This is a genomic window from Mycobacterium sp. IDUB_37 (assembly GCF_055419245.1).
Genome location: NZ_JBVAXG010000007.1, coordinates 1 through 17,982, shown reverse-complemented (window position 1 = coordinate 17,982; position 17,982 = coordinate 1). Strand labels below are relative to the sequence as shown.

The following is a 17,982-nucleotide window of genomic DNA, read 5'->3' as shown; positions in this document are numbered from 1 at the left end:
AGCGCGGTCTAGCCGGGACCGCCGGCACCGCCTCCGCCACCGGGGGTTCCGCCGGTTCCGCCGGTTCCGCCTGTTGCGCCGACGGGGCCGTTGCCGGTGTTGCCGGTACCGCCACCGTTGCCGGGATTGCCTGGATTCACGCCAACGTTGCCAGCCCCGCCCGCGCCGCCTTTCCCGGCGTCGCCGCCGTCACCGCCGGTGCCGCCGGTGCCCGTGTCCGGGCTGTTCCCGCCCTGGCCGCCGATGGTGCCGATGCCGCCCGAGCCCCCGGTTCCGCCGACGGCCGTAGTGCCGCCCTGACCGCCGATTCCACCTACGCCGCCGTCGCCGCCGTCCCCGCCGTCGCCGCCGTTTCCGCCGCCGACTCCGCCGTTGCCGCCGACACCGGCGACGCCACCGGCCCCGCCGGCCCCGCCTACCGCACCGACGGCACCACCGGTGCTCACCTTGCCGGCGTTGCCGCCCGCGCCGCCTGTGCCGGCGTTGCCGCCGTTGCCGCCCTTGCCGCCGCCAACTCCGCCGATACCAGCACCGCCGGCACCGCCATTGCCGGCTGCGCCGCCGTTGCCGCCCTTACCGCCGGCGGCGGGATTCGTGGCGTCGGCGGTGTTGCTGCCAGTACCGCCGGTGCCGCCGTTGCCGCCGTTGCCGCCGAGGCCGCCAATGCCGTTGAATCCGCCGTCGACTCCGCTGCCGGCGGCCCCCGCGGTGCCGCCGTTGCCGCCCTTGCCGCCGAAGCCTGCGCCGCCGCCGGTGTTGCCGGTGTTGGATCCGCCGGTGCCGCCGTTGCCACCGCTTCCGGCCGCACCGCCATTGCCGCCGTTACCTCCTAGGAGGCCGGTCCCCGGCGCGCCCGCGCCGCCGGTCCCGCCGGCGCCGCCGGCGCCGCCCAAGCCACCGGAGCCGCCAGTGTTGGGCCCCGCGGCACTCAGTCCGGCGGTGCCGTTGCCGCCAGCGCCACCGATGCCGCCGTTGCCGGCGTTGCCGCCCTTACTGGCGGTGCCCGCCGCGCCTCCGTTGCCGCCGATGCCGCCGGCGCCGCCTGCACCGGCAGTGTCGCCGCTGCCGCCGGCGGCGCCATTGCCGCCATTCCCGCCGTTGCCGCTGATGCCGACATTGGAAGCCAAGGTGTTGCCGCCGACGCCACCGGCGCCGCCTGCCCCGCCGAGGCCACCGTTGCCGGTGAGGCCGTTGACCGCAGTGCCTCCGTTGCCGCCGATGCCGCCGTTGCCGCCGTTGCCGGCGTTGGTGCCGATGCCACCGAAGCCGAGCGCCGCCGCAACACCAGTAGCTCCGGTACCCCCGGCGCCACCGGTGCCGCCGTTGCCTCCCTTACCGCCACCGGGGCCGCCGTTGCCGCCGTTGCCGGCCGCGCCGCCGTTGCCGCCGTTGCCGCTATTGCCGGCAAAGCCGTTGAGGCCGCCGGCGGCACCGCCGACACCGCCTGCGCCACCCTTGCCGCCGTTTGTGCCGTTCCCTCCGATGCCGCCGAGAGTGGCGCTCTGGTCGGTGCCGGTCCCGCCGATGCCGCCGTTGCCGCCAGTCCCGCCGGTGCCGCCGTTGCCGGCGACGCCGATAGTGCCCATCTTGCCGCCCATGCCGCCGGCGGCACCCCCGTTGCCGTAGACGCCGCCGGTGCCGCCCGTGCCGCCGGCGCCGCCTGCGGTGCCGTCGCTCACGGTGTTGCCGTTGTTGCCGACGCCTCCGGTGCCGCCGCCGCCGCCCAGGCCGCCCTTGCCGCCGGTGCCGCCGTCGCCTGCGTTACCGGTCGCTCCTCCGGCGAGGCCGCCGGTGCCACCGGTACCGCCTGCGCCACCGGTCGCACCCATGCCACCCGTGCCGCCGCCGTTGCTACCGGTTACGCCGATCCCGCCGTTTCCGCCGGTGCCGCCGTTTCCGCCGATGCCACCGTTGCCGGCTATGCCAACCGCACCTGGGCTTGAGCCATTACCGCCGGCTCCCGCAGCGCCACCGGTACCACCATTGCCACCCTGACCGCCGGCGTCGCCGGCGATGTTCGCACCGCCGTTGTTGCCGGTGCCGCCGGTGCCACCCATGCCGCCGGTACCGCCGGTGCCGCCGACGCCGCCGGCGCCCTGCTGACCTAGGGTGCCGCCGTTGTCAGCACCGGCCGCACCGCCGACACCGCCAGTTCCGCCCTTGCCGCCGGTGCCGCCAATCAAGCCCTGGAGTCCGGGTCCGACGATGTCAGTGTTGGCGGCGCCGTTGCCGCCAATGCCGCCCTGGCCGCCGGCGCCGCCATTACCGGAGGTGCCGGCTTTGCCGGCGACTGATCCGCTGCCTCCCAGGCCTGCGGCGCCGCCGGTGCCACCTATGCCGCCCTGGGCGCCCTGGGTTCCGGCTCCGCTGCTGCCAACGCCGTCGCTGCCGACGCCGCCCTGGCCGCCGGTGCCGCCGACGCCGCCAGTTCCGCCCAGCCCGCCGACGCCTTGCTTGCCGGCGGTGCCGGTGAACGCGTTGCCCGCCGCGCCTCCGGCTCCTCCCACGCCACCGTCGCCGCCACTGGCGCCGGGGTTGCCCATGGTGTCAGTCGCCGCGATCGACGTGTTAGCGGAAGCAGCGCCACCGGTTCCGCCGGTTCCGCCGACGCCGCCGTTGCCGGCGGTGCCATCGGTGCCAACGGTCGATCCCGCGCCGCCCTTACCGGCGTCGCCGCCGTTGCCGCCGACACCACCCTGACCGCCGACGGTCCCGGCCACACCGCTGCCGACTCCGTCGGTACCCACGCCGCCGATGCCGCCCTGGCCGCCGACTCCGCCGTTGCCCGCGTTGCCGCCGATGCCTTGCTGGCCCACCGTTCCGCCGTTGTCCTTGCCGGCGGCGCCACCAGCGCCGCCGTTGCCGCCGTTACCGCCGTTACCGCCGGTGGCGCCGGTCGCCCCAGGCAGGACGGTGTCGCTATTGGCGGCGCCTTTACCGCCGTTGCCGCCCAAGCCGCCGCCGCCGCCATTGCCCGCGGTGCCGGCCAAGCCCTTCGTGAGTCCGCTACCGCCGAGTCCGGCGCCGCCGCCGTTACCGCCGGCACCACCGTTACCGCCGTTGGCGCCGGTTGCGCCACTGGCGCTCGCGTCCAGACCCGTGCCGCCCGCGCCACCCTTGCCGCCGGTGCCGCCGACTCCGCCGTTGCCGCCGATGCCCTGCTGGCCGACGGTGCCGCCATTGGCGTTGCCGGCAGCGCCGCCGGTGCCGCCGGTGCCACCACTGCCACCGTTTGCCCCCGCGCCGCCGTTGCCGCCGCCCACGATCACGACCGTGTTGTCGGCGCCGTTCCCGCCGGTGCCGCCGGTGCCGCCGGCACCGCCGTTGCCCGCGGTGCCGGCTGAGCCTTGGCTGGAACCGGAGCCGCCTGCACCGGCTGCGCCGCCGGTGCCGCCGGTGCCACCTTGGGCGCCGGCCGTGCCGACGTTGCCGGTGCCGACGCCGTTGTTGCCGTTGCCGCCGTTGCCGCCGGTGCCGCCTACGCCGCCTACGCCGCCGCTGCCGCCCTTGCCTTGCACGCCGGTCGCGCCGCCGTTGGGATTGCCGGCTGCGCCGCCGACTCCGCCGACTCCGCCGTTGCCGCCGGTGCCGCCGGTGCCGCCTTGTTTGCCAGCGGCGACGGGGTCGGTGTAGGCATTGCCGGCTCCGCCGGTGCCGCCCTGCCCGCCGATGCCGCCGTTGCCGGCTTTGCCGGCGTTGCCCGTGAACAGTCCGCTACCACCCGCGCCGGCGCCGCCGCCCTGGCCGCCGTTGCCGCCGTTGCCGCCTGTGACACCGGCCCCGGCATTTCCGGTGCCTGCGTCGCCGGTGCCGCCGGTGCCGCCTTGGCCACCGACGCCGCCGATGCCGCCGTTGCCGCCGACGCCGATGCTGCCGCTGGTGCCGCCGTTGGGATTACCGGCCGCTCCGCCGTTGCCGCCCTTGCCGCCGTCGCCGCCCAGGCCGCCAGTACCGCCGGTGGCGCCGTTGGCCACGGGATCTGTGTAAGTGTTGCCGGCCCCACCCGTGCCGCCCTGCCCGCCGGTGCCGCCACTGCCTGCAGTGCCGGCAACGCCGGTGGAGGATCCGGTGCCGCCGAGGCCGGCCGCACCGCCCTGTCCACCGTTGCCGCCGGTTCCACCGGTGTCACCGGCCCCGGCGTTGCCAGTGCCGTTATTGCCGGTTCCGCCTTGTCCGCCTTGCCCGCCGCCGCCGCCGGTTCCGCCGGCGCCACCCTTCCCGATGATGCCGTTGCCGCCGCCGTTGTTGTTGCCGGCAGCGCCGCCACTGCCGCCCTGGCCACCGGCCCCGCCGTTGCCGCCGTTGTTGCCAGTGGCGCCGGCGGTGACGATGTCGGTGTTGTTGGCACCGGTGCCGCCCGTGCCGCCGATGCCGCCCTGGCCGCCGTTTCCGGCGTTTCCGGCCGTGCCGGCGTTGAGTCCGGTGCCGCCCTTGCCTGCGTCGCCGCCTTGTCCTCCTGTACCGCCCTGGGCGCCCGCATCGCCCGCGACGCCGCTCCCCGCCCCGGTGTTGCCGGCACCGCCCTGGCCACCGGTGCCGCCGTTGCCGCCGTTGCCGCCCTGCCCGCCGTCGCCGACGATGCCGGTGCCGCCGCCGTTGGCATTGCCGGCCAAGCCACCGCTGCCGCCTTGACCGCCGTTACCGCCACCACCGCCGGTGTTGCCGATCTGTCCGTTCGCAGCAGCGGTGCTGTTCGCGGCGCCGTTGCCGCCGTTCCCGCCGGTGCCGCCGTTACCGCCATTGCCGGACGTGCCGGCGTTGCCGTTGGTGCTTCCGGCACCGCCCTTACCGGCATCGCCGCCCTGTCCGCCGGCGCCGCCTTGCGCGCCAGCATTGCCGGCGACGCCGCTGCCGACCCCGTTGTTGCCGATGCCGCCCTGACCGCCGGTGCCGCCGTTGCCGCCGGTGCCGCCGTTACCGCCGACGCCCTGCTTGCCGGCGCTACCGCCATTGGTGTTGCCGGCCGCGCCTCCGGCGCCTCCGGCTCCGCCGTTGCCGCCGCCACCGCCGGTGTTACCGATCTGCCCGGCCGCGACCGCAGTGTTGTTGGCGGCGCCGTTGCCGCCGTTGCCCCCGGTACCGCCGGCGCCGCCGTTACCGGCGGTGCCCGCCTTTCCGGTGGCCGAACCGGTGCCACCGACCCCGGCATTGCCACCCTGGCCGCCGACGCCGCCTGCGCTGCCGGCGATCCCGGCTGCCCCGGTGCCGCCGACGGCGTTGTTGCCGGTGCCGCCGGTGCCACCCGCGCCGCCGTTACCGCCCAGGCCGCCGGTGCCACCGACGCCCTGGATTCCGGCGGTACCGGCGCCGGCGTTGCCGGCCGCCCCGCCGACGCCACCCTGACCACCGGCCCCGCCGGTGCCACCGACGCCACCGACGGCCCCGCTGGCGGCAATGCTGCTGTTGGCGGTGCCGTTGCCGCCGGTGCCTCCGACGCCGCCTACGCCGCCGTTGCCTGCAGTACCGGCCTTTCCGGTGGCCGAACCGGTGCCGCCAGCTCCCGCGTCACCGCCCTGACCGCCGGCCCCGCCCTGCGCGCCGGCTTTGCCGGCGCCGGCGTTTCCGACGCCATCGTCACCAATACCGCCCTGGCCACCTTGGCCACCCTGGCCGCCGGTGCCGCCGGTGCCGCCGACGCCTTGCTTGCCAGCAGTACCGCCGCCGGCGTTGCCGGCCACGCCGCCCTGGCCGCCGCTGCCGCCCGCCCCGCCGGTGCCGCCGGTGCCGCCGACGGTGTTGGCCGCCGCGATGCTGCTGTTGGCGGCGCCTTGTCCGCCGGTGCCACCTTGTCCGCCGGTGCCGCCGTTGCCGGCAGTGCCGATCGCGCCCGCGGTGAGTCCGGTGCCGCCTGCGCCGGCGTCGCCACCCTGGCCACCCTGGCCGCCCTTGCCGCCGGCGTCTCCAGCGCCGGCACTGCCGGTGCCGGCGTTGCCGTTTCCGCCTTGGCCACCCTGGCCGCCTTGGCCGCCGATGCCGCCCTGGCCACCAGCGCCTTGCTTGCCCGCGCCGCCGTTGCCGGCGTTACCCGCGCCACCGCCCACACCACCGGTGCCGCCTGTGCCGCCGGTTCCGCCCACGCCACCGGTCGCTCCGTTGGCGACGATGTCGGTGTTGGCCCCGCCGGTCCCGCCGGTCCCGCCGATGCCGCCGACGCCACCATTACCGGCGGTGCCAGTCGCGCCGGTAATGGACCCGGCGCCGCCCGCTCCGGCGTCACCGCCCTGGCCACCGGCACCGCCCTGTCCGCCGATCTGGCCGGTCCCGGCGCTGGTGGCGCCGGCGACGCCGACGCCGCCCTGGCCGCCTTGGCCGCCGGTGCCGCCGATCCCGCCCGTGCCGCCGACGCCCTGCTTGCCGATGGTGCCGCCGTTGGCGTTGCCGGCCAACCCGCCGGTGCCGCCCGTGCCACCCGCACCGCCTGTTCCGCCGTTGCCTCCGGTTGCGCCGATGGCCGCGATGCTGGTGTTGGCAGCCCCATTGCCGCCCTGGCCGCCTTGGCCGCCCTGGCCGCCGTTGCCCGCTGTGCCAGCTGAGCCCTGGACCGATCCGTTGCCGCCGAGGCCGGCGTTGCCGCCCTGGCCGCCGGATCCGCCCTGACCACCGGCATCGCCGGCGCCGGCGTTGCCGGTGCCGTCGTTGCCCAATCCGCCGGTACCGCCGGTACCGCCAGTGCCGCCGGTGCCGCCGTTGCCGCCGACACCCTGTTTGCCAGCAGTACCGCCGTTCGCGTTGCCGGCCCCGCCGCCAGTGCCACCGCTGCCGCCATTGCCGCCGGCGCCACCCGCACCACCGTTTTGCCCGATACCCGCGGTGGTCAAGTTGTTGGCACCGGTGCCGCCGTTGCCGCCTAGGCCGCCGGTGCCGCCGTTGCCTGCGGTGCCGGCCTTGCCGGTGGTGAAGCCGGTGCCGCCAAGACCCGCCGCGCCGCCGAGGCCGCCGGTGCCGCCCTGCCCGCCGGACTGGCCGGCCTGGGCGAGGTTGGTGCTGGCCGCACCCGCGCCGCCCTGGCCGCCTTGGCCGCCGTTGCCGCCGATTCCGCCCTGGCCGCCTGCGCCTTGCTTGCCTGCGGTGCCGCCGTTTGTGGCACCAGCCGCACCCCCGGTGCCGCCGTTACCGCCTGCGCCGCCGTTGCCGCCGGCCGCACCGGCTAGGCCAGTTGCCGCCACAGTGCCGTTGTCGGCGCCGTTGCCGCCTAGGCCGCCGGTTCCGCCGTTGCCGCCGCTGCCGGCGGTGCCGGCCTTGCCGCTCGTGAGTCCGGTGCCGCCGAGTCCGGCCTTGCCGCCCTGGCCGCCCGAACCGCCGTTGCCCCCGGTAGTTCCGGAGCCCGTGTTGCCGACGCCGTTGGTGCCGATGCCGCCCTGGCCACCCTGACCACCAGTACCGCCGGTGCCGCCCTGGCCGCCGACACCCTGTTTGCCTGCCGTACCACCGTTGGTGTTACCGGCCGCGCCGCCCGCGCCGCCGTTGCCGCCGGCCCCGCCGATGCCACCGGTTCCGCCGACCGCCCCAGCCGCCGCAATGTCTGTGTTGGCGGCGCCGTTGCCGCCGGTTCCACCCGTGCCGCCGCTACCGCCGTTACCTGCGGTGCCTGCCGCGCCAGTGGTGAATCCGGTGCCGCCCAGTCCGGCGTTGCCGCCCTGGCCGCCGGCCCCGCCGTTGCCGCCGGCTACGCCTGCCTCGGCGCTGGTGGTGCCGTTGGTACCCACACCGCCCTGGCCGCCGTTGCCCCCGGTGCCGCCGACGCCGCCCTGCCCGCCGACACCCTGCTTGCCTGAGGTGCCGCCGTTGTTGTTGCCGGCCGCCCCACCGGTGCCGCCGATGCCGCCGTTACCGCCGCTGCCTCCGGTCCCGCCGGTCGCGCCGGCAGCCGCGAGATCGGTGTTGTTGGCGCCGTTACCGCCCGTACCGCCAGCGCCACCCACGCCGCCGTCGCCGGCAGTGCCGGCCTTCCCTGTGCTGAATCCGTTACCGCCCAGCCCGGCGTCGCCGCCCTGGCCGCCGGAGCCGCCCTGGCCGCCGGCGTTTCCTGCCACGCCACTGCCGACGCCGTTGTCACCCAGACCGCCTTGGCCACCCTTGCCGCCAGTGCCGCCGATGCCACCCTGACCGCCGACGCCCTGGTTACCTGCGGTGCCGCCATTGGTGTTTCCTGCCAGGCCGCCGGTGCCACCCTGTCCGCCCGCGCCGCCGTTTCCGCCGGTCCCACCGGTGGCGTTGGCCGCAGCTAATGACGTGTTGTCAGCGCCCTTACCACCTGTTCCGCCTACACCGCCGGTGCCGCCGTCACCGGCTGTACCGGCTTTGCCGGCGATGGATCCGGTGCCGCCCAACCCGGCGTCACCGCCTTTACCGCCCGACCCGCCTTGGCCGCCGGCCTGCCCGACCGCGCCGCTACCTACTCCGTTGACACCGTTGCCGCCGGTGCCACCTTGTCCTCCGACACCGCCGTTGCCGCCGGTTCCGCCCGCACCTTGGTTGCCGCCACTACCCGTGCCGGCCAGGCCTCCGATGCCGCCCTGCCCGCCGGCGCCGCCGGTACCGCCGGTGTTGCCGATGGCGCCGTCGGCAGCCTTGCTGGTGTTGGCCGCGCCGTTACCGCCCGTGCCGCCGGCGCCGCCGATACCGCCGTCACCGGCCTTGCCTGCTATGCCCTTGGTGGAACCGGTGCCGCCGACGCCCGCGTCGCCGCCCAGGCCGCCGGATCCGCCTTGGCCGCCGGTGTTTCCGGCCGCACCGCTACCTGATCCATTGGTGCCGGTGCCGCCCTGAGCGCCGGCGCCGCCGACGCCGCCATTGCCGCCGGTGCCGCCAACACCTTGGGTGCCTGCGGTGCCGCCGTTGGCGTTGCCGGCCACACCGCCGGTCCCGCCGGCGCCGCCGCTGCCGCCCTTACCGCCGGTACCACCGGTCGCGCCCGCTGCCGCCAATGTGGAGTTGGCCGCGCCGTCACCGCCGGTGCCGCCGTTTCCACCCGCGCCGCCGTCCCCGGCACTGCCTGCTAGGCCCTTGGTGGAACCGGCGCCGCCCAGGCCGGCGTCGCCGCCCTGGCCGCCCGATCCGCCCTGGCCGCCGGCGGTTCCTGCCGCCGCGCTGCCCACCCCGTTGGTGCCGGTGCCGCCCTGGGCGCCGGCGCCGCCCAGTCCGCCGTCGCCGCCGCCGCCGCCGACACCTTGAGTGCCTGCGGTGCCGCCGTTAGCGTTGCCGGCCAGACCGCCGGTCCCGCCGCCGCCGCCGCTGCCGCCCTTACCGCCGGTGCCACCAGTGGCCCCGGGCGCGGCGATGTTGGTGTTGTCGGCGCCGTTGCCGCCCAGTCCGCCGTCGCCGCCGGCCCCGCCATTACCTGCCGTTCCTGAGGTGCCCTTGGTCGAACCGATGCCTCCCGCGCCGGCGTCGCCGCCCTGGCCGCCGTTGCCGCCCTGGCCGCCGACCTGCCCGGCCGCCCCGCTGCCAACCCCGTTGCCGCCGGTGACCCCGTTACCGCCGGCGGAGCCGTTGCCACCGTTACCACCCGCCCCGCCGATTCCCTGCAGGCCCGCGACCGCGCCCGTGCCGGTGCCGGCCGCGCCACCGGTGCCACCGTTACCACCCGCGCCGCCATTACCGCCCGCACCGCCATTGGCCCCGGCCGCGGCGATGCTGGTGTTGTCGGTGCCGTCGCCGCCCTGACCACCCGTACCACCGATACCGCCTGCGCCCGCCTTGCCTGTAGCCCCCGCGGTGGAACCGGCCCCGCCGACCCCGGCGTTGCCGCCCTGGCCGCCGGCGCCGCCGTTACCGCCGGCCTGTCCTGCCGCGCCGCTGCCGACACCGTCCAGGCCGCTGCCGCCGTTTCCGCCGGCACCGCCGGTGCCGCCGCTGCCGCCGGCCCCGCCCGCGCCCTGGGTGGCACCGCTGCCACCACCGGCGCCGCCGTTGCCGCCAAGGCCACCGGCAAGGCCCGCGCCGCCGTTTCCGCCGGTACCTGCTCCGGCGTTGTTGCCGGCCAACCCGGCCCCGCCGGAACCACCTTGGCCGCCCGCACCGGCGACACCCGCGCCGCCGGCCGCCCCGGCACCCAGACTGAACAATTGACGCGCCCCGCCGGCGCCACCCAACCCGGGAGTTCCGCCGTTGCCGCCATTGCCGCCGGTGCCGGCCGCGCCCAAGATCGCGGCGTCACCGCCATCGCCGCCCACGCCGCCGATCCCGCCGTTGCCGCCGAACCCGCCGTGGCCGCCAGTACCGAAGATCAGCCCGCTCTGCCCGCCCGCACCGCCGTTACCGCCGCCACCGCCGGCACCGCCGTTACCGGCCAACGCGAGGCCGGACGCCCCGGCCATCCCGAACCCGCCCGCGCCGCCGTTACCGCCCGCACCGCCGCCGGAGAACAACCCGCCGGCCCCGCCGACCCCGCCGTCGCCACCGATGCCCGCCGCCCCACTGCCCACACCCAGGGTGCCCAAGCCACCCGAACCGCCGGTGCCGCCGCCACCGAACAGGAACCCTGCCCGCCCACCTGCACCACCGGTGCCGCCGCCGAAGCCGCCCGTCCCTCCGTTGCCGCCCAGGCCGTACAACCAGCCACCGGCACCGCCCGCGCCACCCGTGGCGCCGGCGCCACCGGTGCCACCGGGACCGCCATTGCCCAACAACCCGGCTGACCCGCCGCCGCCGCCGGCCTGGCCGGTCGCACCCGCCGCGCCTGCACCGCCATTACCGAACAGCAAGCCGCCATCGCCACCGGTCCCGCCCGGGGTGGTTGCATTGGCGCCGTCGCCAATCAGTGGCCGCCCAAATAGCGCATTGGTCGGCGCATTGATGATGTTGACCACGCCATCTTCGAAGGCCTTCAACGGATTTGCCGCGGCCGCCTCGGCCGATGCGTAGGCGCCCCCGCCGGAGGTCAACGTCGCCACGAACCGGTCGTGGAATTGGGCTGCCTGGGCGCTGAGCGCCTCATACTCCTGGGCATGCGCGCCGAACAACGCCGCAATACGTGTGGAAACCTCATCAGCGGCAGCCGCCGCCACATCCGTCAGCGCCGGACCCGCTGCTCCGTTGACCGTGCTGATACCTGACTGGATCGCCGCTAGATTGTCGGCCGCAATACTCAGCAATTCCGGTGAAGCAACTACATAACTCATGTGACGGCTCCGCACCTCAGCACGACGTTGTGCGCCCCCGAGGCGCATGGCAGGGCCGCATCGTATCCACCATTGGGGCGGAATGTCAGTCCCTGAGTGGCTACTCTTTTCGTGTTTTTGCTACAAGTCGATAATTGGTCGACAATCGCCATATCTTTGTCAATGCCTTGGGCATTCGGGTGGTACGAAGGGGCTTCGTCGCGCTCGTGTCTAACCTGGTCAACTGGGTGGTTACGGGCTCATCGGCTTTTCAGCTGCATTGCCGTGTAGGGGCATTTTCATTCGGGCTTGAATATTTATTACGACCGTCCGCAAGTTGACAATCGCGTCCAAGACTGGCGAGTCCGGACCCGTAGCTCTCGATGGTCGCGGCGGTTCTGCCGGCTCAGCGATTCTGGAAGTTGGGCTTGCGCTTCTCGGCGAAGGCGCGAGGGCCTTCCTTCGCGTCGTCGGACAGGAACACCTGGATGCCGATCTGGGTGTCGATCTTGAACGCCTCGTTCTCGTGCATGCCCTCGGTCTCGCGGATGGTGCGCAGAATCGCCTGCACGGCAAGCGGACCATTGTTCTCGATGATTGCGGCCAGCTCCAGCGCTTTGGTCAGCGCCTGCCCGTCCGGAACGACGTGACCGATCAGGCCCATCTCCTTGGCCTCGGCGGCGGTGATGTGCCGTCCGGTCAGCAAGACATCGCAAGCCACCGTGTACGGAATCTGCCGCACGAGTCGCACCGCCGAACCGCCCATCGGGTACAGGCTCCACTTGGCTTCGGAGACGCCGAACTTCGCACTCTCGCCGGCCACCCGGATGTCGGTGCCCTGCAGGATCTCGGTCCCGCCGGCGATTGCTGGTCCCTCGACCGCTGCAATCAACGGCTTGGTGAGCCTGCGCCCCTTCAGCAAGGCGTCGATACGCGACGGGTCGTAGCTGCCGTCCTTGAACGAATCGCCTGGCGGCTTCTTGGTCGCCGTTTTGAGATCCATGCCAGCGCAGAAGTAGCCACCGGCGCCGGTCAGGATGCAGCATCTGATGTCGTCGTCATTGTCGACGCGGTCCCACGCCTCGACCATGATTTGCATCATTTCGGTGCTCAGGGCGTTGCGGGCGTGTGGTCTGTTCATCGTCACGATGAGCGTGTGACCGCGCTGTTCGACTAGCGCGTCGGGTCCAGAATCATTTGCTGGCGTCTCTGCCACGGTGACCGCCTCTTCGTCGGCATACGGCGTAACTTGTCAAGAAATGTAACACGTTCTAATTTGGGTTCCGTGGCCCTGAATATTGCTGATCTCGCCGAGCACGCCATCGATGCTGTGCCGGACCGTGTTGCCCTCATCTGTGGCGACGAGCAGGTGACATATGCCCAGCTAGAGGAGAAGGCGAACCGCCTCGCGCACTATCTGATCGATCAGGGGGTGCGCAAGGACGACAAGGTTGGCCTCTACTGCCGCAATCGCATCGAGATCGTGATCGCGATGCTCGGCATCATCAAGGCCGGCGCCATCCTGGTCAATGTCAACTTCCGCTATGTCGAGGGCGAACTGCGCTACCTCTTCGACAACTCGGACATGGTGGCCCTGGTACACGAGCGGCAGTACTCCGACCGGGTCGCCAATGTGCTGCCCGACACCCCGGACGTCAAGACCGTGTTGGTGGTCGAGGATGGCTCCGACAACGACTACCGGCGCTACGGGGGAGTGGAGTTCTATTCCGCGATTGCGGACAGCTCGCCGGAGCGTGATTTCGACGAGCGCAGTGCCGACGCCATCTACCTGCTGTACACCGGCGGCACCACGGGCTTTCCGAAGGGCGTGATGTGGCGTCACGAAGACATCTACCGGGTACTGTTCGGTGGAACCGATTTTGCCACAGGCGAATTCATCTCCGGTGAGTACGACTTGGCGAAGGCGGCAGCCGCCAATCCACCGATGATCCGGTATCCGATTCCGCCAATGATCCACGGCGCCACCCAATCAGCCACCTGGATGTCGCTGTTCTCGGGCCAAACCACTGTGCTGGCACCGGAATTCAATGCCGACTCGGTCTGGCGCACCATTCATCACCACAAGGTCAACTTGCTGTTCTTCACCGGCGACGCAATGGCGCGGCCGTTGTTGGATGCCCTGCTGGCACACCAGGATGCCGGTAACGAATACGACCTGTCGTCGCTATTCCTGCTCGCTTCGACGGCCGCGCTGTTTTCGCCGAGTATCAAGGAGAAACTCCTTGAGCTGCTGCCGAATCGGGTCATCACCGACTCAATTGGGTCGTCAGAGACAGGTTTTGGTGGCACCAGCATTGTAGCGAAGGACGCACCGCACAGCGGCGGCCCGCGGGTCACGATCGATCACCGCACCGTCGTACTCGACGAAGAAGGCAATGAGGTGAAGCCGGGCTCGGGTGTGCGCGGCTTCATCGCCAAGAAGGGCAACATCCCGGTCGGGTACTACAAAGACGAGAAGAAGACGGCCGAGACTTTCAAGACCATTAACGGTGTGCGCTATGCGATTCCGGGGGACTGGGCACTGGTCGAAGAGGACGGTTCCGTCACGATGCTGGGCCGCGGTTCGGTGTCGATCAACAGCGGTGGCGAGAAGATCTACCCCGAAGAGGTCGAGGCCGCGCTGAAGGGTCACCCCGACGTTTTCGACGCGCTGGTGGTCGGCGTGCCCGACCCGCGCTACGGGCAACACGTCGCGGCCGTCGTGCAGGCCCGGGAGGGGTCTCGCCCGACGCTGTCAGAACTGGACAGCTTCGTGCGTTCGGAGATCGCGGGATACAAAGTGCCGCGCAGTCTTTGGTTCGTTGACGAGGTCAAGCGGTCGCCGGCCGGCAAGCCGGATTACCGGTGGGCCAAGGAGCAGACCGAGGCGCGGGCGGCCGATGACGTGCATGCGGCGCATGTGACCGCTTGACCGACTTCGTCAAGCAGCATCCCGGAGCGCCCGCCGGTTATTTTGGTTGGGAAGCCGCGGGTTTGCAGTGGCTTTCAGGTGTTCGCGGGGGAGTGCCCTGCGCCGACGTGATTTCGGTTGACGCCTCGAGCCTGACTTTGCGGCGGCTTCAATCGGTGAGGCCTCGCGCGGAGGCGGCGCGGGTATTCGGGAGTCAACTTGCCGTGACTCACGATGCGGGTGCTATCGCGTTCGGTGCTGGGCCCGAGGGCTGGGGTGGGCCAGGTTTCTTCGGTCCTTTGTCGCAGCCGTTGCCGATGTCTTTGTGTCGGCACACGAGTTGGGGGGAGTTCTACGCCGACGAGCGGCTAGAGCCGATGGTTGAGCTTGCTGGGGGGCGGCTTGATCTTTCGACTCGTGCTGCCGTTGAAGCTGTCGCTATGCGTTGCCGTGCAGGCGATTTCGATGATGGCGATGGGCCGTGCCGGCTGCACGGGGATTTGTGGAGGGGCAACGTGATGTGGACGCGGGACGGGGTGGTGCTGATCGATCCCGCTGCGTACGGCGGTCATCGCGAGACGGACCTGGCGATGCTGGCGCTGTTCGGATGTCCTTTCTATGACGACGTGCTCGAGGGTTATCAGCGGGTGCGGAAGTTGCGCGACGGGTGGCGCGAGCGGGTTGGGTTGCATCAGTTGTTCCCGCTGTTGGCGCATGTGGTGTTGTTTGGGGGCGGGTATGTGGGGCAGGTGGGGGAGGCGGCGCGAGGTGCGTTGAGCGCCTAACCCTGATCGGCGGCCTCTAGTGCTTCGTTGCTCACGTCCCGCCAGCGCCGCCTGCGCCGCCTGCGCCGCCGTTGCTGCCGGTTGGACCCGACCCCGCCGTGCCGGAGGCACCAGCATCACCATCACCGCTGGTTCCACCTTTGCCGCCGGTGCCACCGCTGGCGCCGCTACCGTCGCTGCTGCCGGTTCCGCCGTCACCGCCCTCGCCGCCGGTACCGCCGGTTCCGCCGGTTCCGGTACCGGAGCCGTTACCACCGATGCCGCCGGTGCCCCCCGCGGCACCATTGCCGCCTAAGCCAGCCGTGCTCAGCAAGCCGGTGCCGCCAAGGCCGCCCTGGCCGCCGATGCCACCGGTACCTCCGTTACCACCGTTTCCGTTGCCACCTGCGCCAGCGTTACCCCCCACGCCAGCGACTCCGGCTGCTCCGCCTGTTCCGCCCGCGCCGCCCTTGCCGAGGATCACTGGCGTGCCACCCGTGCCGCCTTGCCCGCCGGCGCCCGCGGTTCCAGCGTTGCCACCAGACCCGCCGTTGCTGCCGCCAGTACCTCCATTGCCCGCGGTGCCGCCCTGGCCGCCGATGCCGCCGGTACCCGCGGCACCCAGGATCAGCGTCGCTGAACCGGTGCCGCCAATGCCGCCGGTGCCGCCGTTACCGCCCAGTCCGCCAGTACCCCCGCCGACTCCACCAATTCCAGCGCCACCAACGCCGCCGCTGCCGCCGGCACCGGCCTGACCGCCATTGCCGCCACCGGCTGCGCCCGCGGCACCATTACCACCGAGGCCGCCGGTTCCGCCTGTGCCGCCGGTGCCCACGCCGCCAGCAACGCCTCCGTTGGTTCCGGTACCGGCCGCACCAGCAATGCCGCCGATTCCGCCAGCTCCGCCGTTGGCACCAGTGCCACCGGCGGCACCGGTGTTGCTGCCACCGGTGCCACCGGTACCGCCTCCACCGCCGAGGCCGCCTTGGCCGCCGTTGCCGCCACCGACGCCACCGATGCCGGCACCGCCGGCGCCGCCATTACCTGCGGCACCACCCTGACCGCCTTGGTTCCCAGCGGTGGGGCTGCCGCTGGATGTGCCGTTGGCGCCAGACCCGCCCTTTCCGCCGTTGCCGCCCAAGCCGCCTGTTCCGCCAGTGCCGATGCTCCCGGCAGCGCCTCCGTTCGTTCCGGCACCGGCCACTCCCGCGGTGCCGCCCGTACCGCCGTTGCCACCGTTCGCGCCGGTGCCGCCGGTGGTCCCGGTGTTATTGCCGCCAGTGCCGCCGGTTCCGCCTCCGCCGCCGCTACCGCCTTGACCGCCATTGCCGCCGCCGACGCCACCGATGCCTGCTCCGCCGCTGCCGCCGCTGCCGCCGGCCCCACCTTGGCCGCCCTGGTTGCCGGCGACGGGTGCGGTCGGTGAGTTTGCGCCGGTGGCGCCAGCGCCACCTTTACCTCCGGTGCCGCCCGTGCCGCCGTTGCCGCCGGTACCGATGCTGCCATTTGCGCCCCCGTTGGTTCCGGTACCGGCAGCCCCTGCGGTGCCGCCAGTACCGCCCAGGCCGCCGTTCGCGCCGGTGCCGCCGACGGAGCCGGTGTTGGCACCACCGTTGCCACCGGTGCCACCCCCGCCGCCGATACCGCCCTGTCCGCCGTTGCCACCGCCTATGCCGCCGATGCCGGCACCACCACTGCCGCCCGCGCCGCCCGCGCCGCCTTGGCCCCCCTGGTTGCCCGCAGCGGGTGTGGTTGCTGAGCTGCCACCGACGGCGCCGGTGCCCCCTTTACCTCCGGTGCCGCCCGTGCCTCCGTTGCCAGCGGTACCGATGCTGCCTGCGGTACCGCCGTTTGTTCCGGTACCCGCGGCGCCGGCGGTGCCACCGGTACCCCCTTGACCGCCCGCTGCTCCGGCGCCCGCAGTAGCGCCGGTGTTGGTGCCGCCGGTGCCGCCATTGCCGCCGTTGCCGCCTATACCGCCTTGGCCGCCGCTGCCACCGCCGACGCCGCCGATGCCAGCACCACCACTGCCGCCAGCCCCGCCGGCGCCACCTTGGCCCCCCTGGTTGCCCACGCTGGGCGCGGTTGCCGAGTTGGACCCAGCGCTACCGGTGCCCCCAAGACCGCCGTTGCCGCCATTGCCGCCTTTACCACCCGTGCCGATGCTGCCGGCTGCTCCTCCGTTTGTTCCTGCACCAGCCGCTCCCGCGGTGCCGCCGGTGCCGCCTTGGCCACCAGCGGCTCCAGCGATTGCAGCACCGGTGCCGGTGCCGGTGTCGTTGCCGCCGTTGCCGCCGCTCCCACCAGTGCCGCCAGTACCGCCCTTTCCGCCGGCACCGCCGCCGACTCCGCCGATACCCGCGCCACCGGTGCCGCCGGCGCCGGCGTTTCCTCCTTGCCCACCTTGGCTGCCGGCGACAGGTGTGGTGCTGCTGGCACCGGTGGTGCCGGTTCCGCCGGTCCCGCCGTTGCCGCCGAGGCCACCCACCCCGCCGGTGCCGATACTTCCGTTGGCGCCGCCATTGGTCCCGACGCCAGCCGCACCGGCGTTACCTCCGGTGCCGCCCTGGCCGCCGCTGCCGCCCGTGCCGGTGCCGGTGTTGGTGCCTCCGTTGGCACCCTGGCCGCCGCCGCCTCCGGTGCCGCCATTGCCGCCACCTGCGGCGCCGACACCGGCACCGCCGGCGCCGCCTTTACCGGCGGTGCCGCCCTGGCCGCCCTGACCGCCAGCTGTGGGCGTTGTCGCGCTGCTGCCGTTGCCGCCGTTGGCGCCGAGGCCGCCGGCGGCGCCGTTACCGCCCTTGCCGCCGCCGCCCTGGACTCCGGCGGTGCCACCGTTGGTCGCCCCGGCCGCACCACCGGTACCGCCGGTGCCGCCGTTACCGCCGGCACCGCCCTGGGCGCCGGCCGCTCCGGCAGCGGCCACCGTGGTGTTCGCCGCGCCGGCCCCACCGTTACCGCCCAGCCCGCCCGCGCCACCGTTACCGGCCTTACCGGCCCCGGCGGTGCTGGTCGAGGAAGACCCGGCCGCCCCGGCCGCGCCACCGGCCCCGCCGGTACCGCCCTGACCGCCGGCCTTGCCGTCGATGACCGCGCTGGTGGTGCCCGCCGACCCGGCCGTGCCGTCCCCGCCGGCCCCGCCGAGGCCACCGACGGCACCGTTACCGCCCTTACCGCCGCCGCCCTGGACGCCGGCGGTGCCACC

The 17,982-nt window shown here is 73.6% G+C and carries 5 protein-coding genes; 2 read left to right on the top strand and 3 right to left on the bottom strand.

Annotated features, from left to right (window positions below; translation table 11 throughout):
• Window positions 1-8: 8 nt before the first annotated feature.
• Both ACZY1I_RS22065 and ACZY1I_RS22060 read right to left on the bottom strand, forming a co-directional pair.
• Window positions 9-11,123 carry a PE family protein gene (locus tag ACZY1I_RS22065; protein WP_463757186.1) on the bottom strand — a complete coding sequence of 3,705 codons (11,115 nt, stop codon included), beginning with the start codon at window positions 11,121-11,123 and terminating at the stop codon, window positions 9-11.
• 385 nt (window positions 11,124-11,508) lie between these two features.
• Complete coding sequence (locus ACZY1I_RS22060) at window positions 11,509-12,318, bottom strand: crotonase/enoyl-CoA hydratase family protein (protein ID WP_463757184.1); 810 nt, start codon at window positions 12,316-12,318, stop codon at window positions 11,509-11,511.
• A 60-nt stretch (window positions 12,319-12,378) separates the two neighbouring features.
• On the opposite strand from ACZY1I_RS22060, the gene ACZY1I_RS22055 reads away from it, so the two are divergent.
• The gene (locus ACZY1I_RS22055) at window positions 12,379-14,034 is read left to right on the top strand and encodes an acyl-CoA synthetase (protein WP_463757181.1); all 1,656 of its coding nucleotides are present in this window, start codon (window positions 12,379-12,381) and stop codon (window positions 14,032-14,034) included.
• Window positions 14,031-14,798 carry a fructosamine kinase family protein gene (locus tag ACZY1I_RS22050; RefSeq protein WP_463757178.1) on the top strand — a complete coding sequence of 256 codons (768 nt, stop codon included), beginning with the start codon at window positions 14,031-14,033 and terminating at the stop codon, window positions 14,796-14,798. The genes ACZY1I_RS22055 and ACZY1I_RS22050 overlap by 4 nt, the downstream gene beginning before the upstream one ends.
• A 31-nt stretch (window positions 14,799-14,829) precedes the next feature.
• On the opposite strand, the gene ACZY1I_RS22045 is transcribed toward ACZY1I_RS22050, so the two are convergent.
• On the bottom strand, window positions 14,830-17,982 hold a 3,153-nt coding region (locus tag ACZY1I_RS22045), incomplete at its 5' end, for a hypothetical protein (RefSeq protein WP_463757176.1).

Bases quoted from the DNA above. Each gene is read 5' to 3' on its own strand.
- ACZY1I_RS22065 (WP_463757186.1), bottom strand. From the start codon at position 11,123: ATGAGTTATGTAGTTGCTTCACCGGAATTGCTGAGTATTGCGGCCGAC.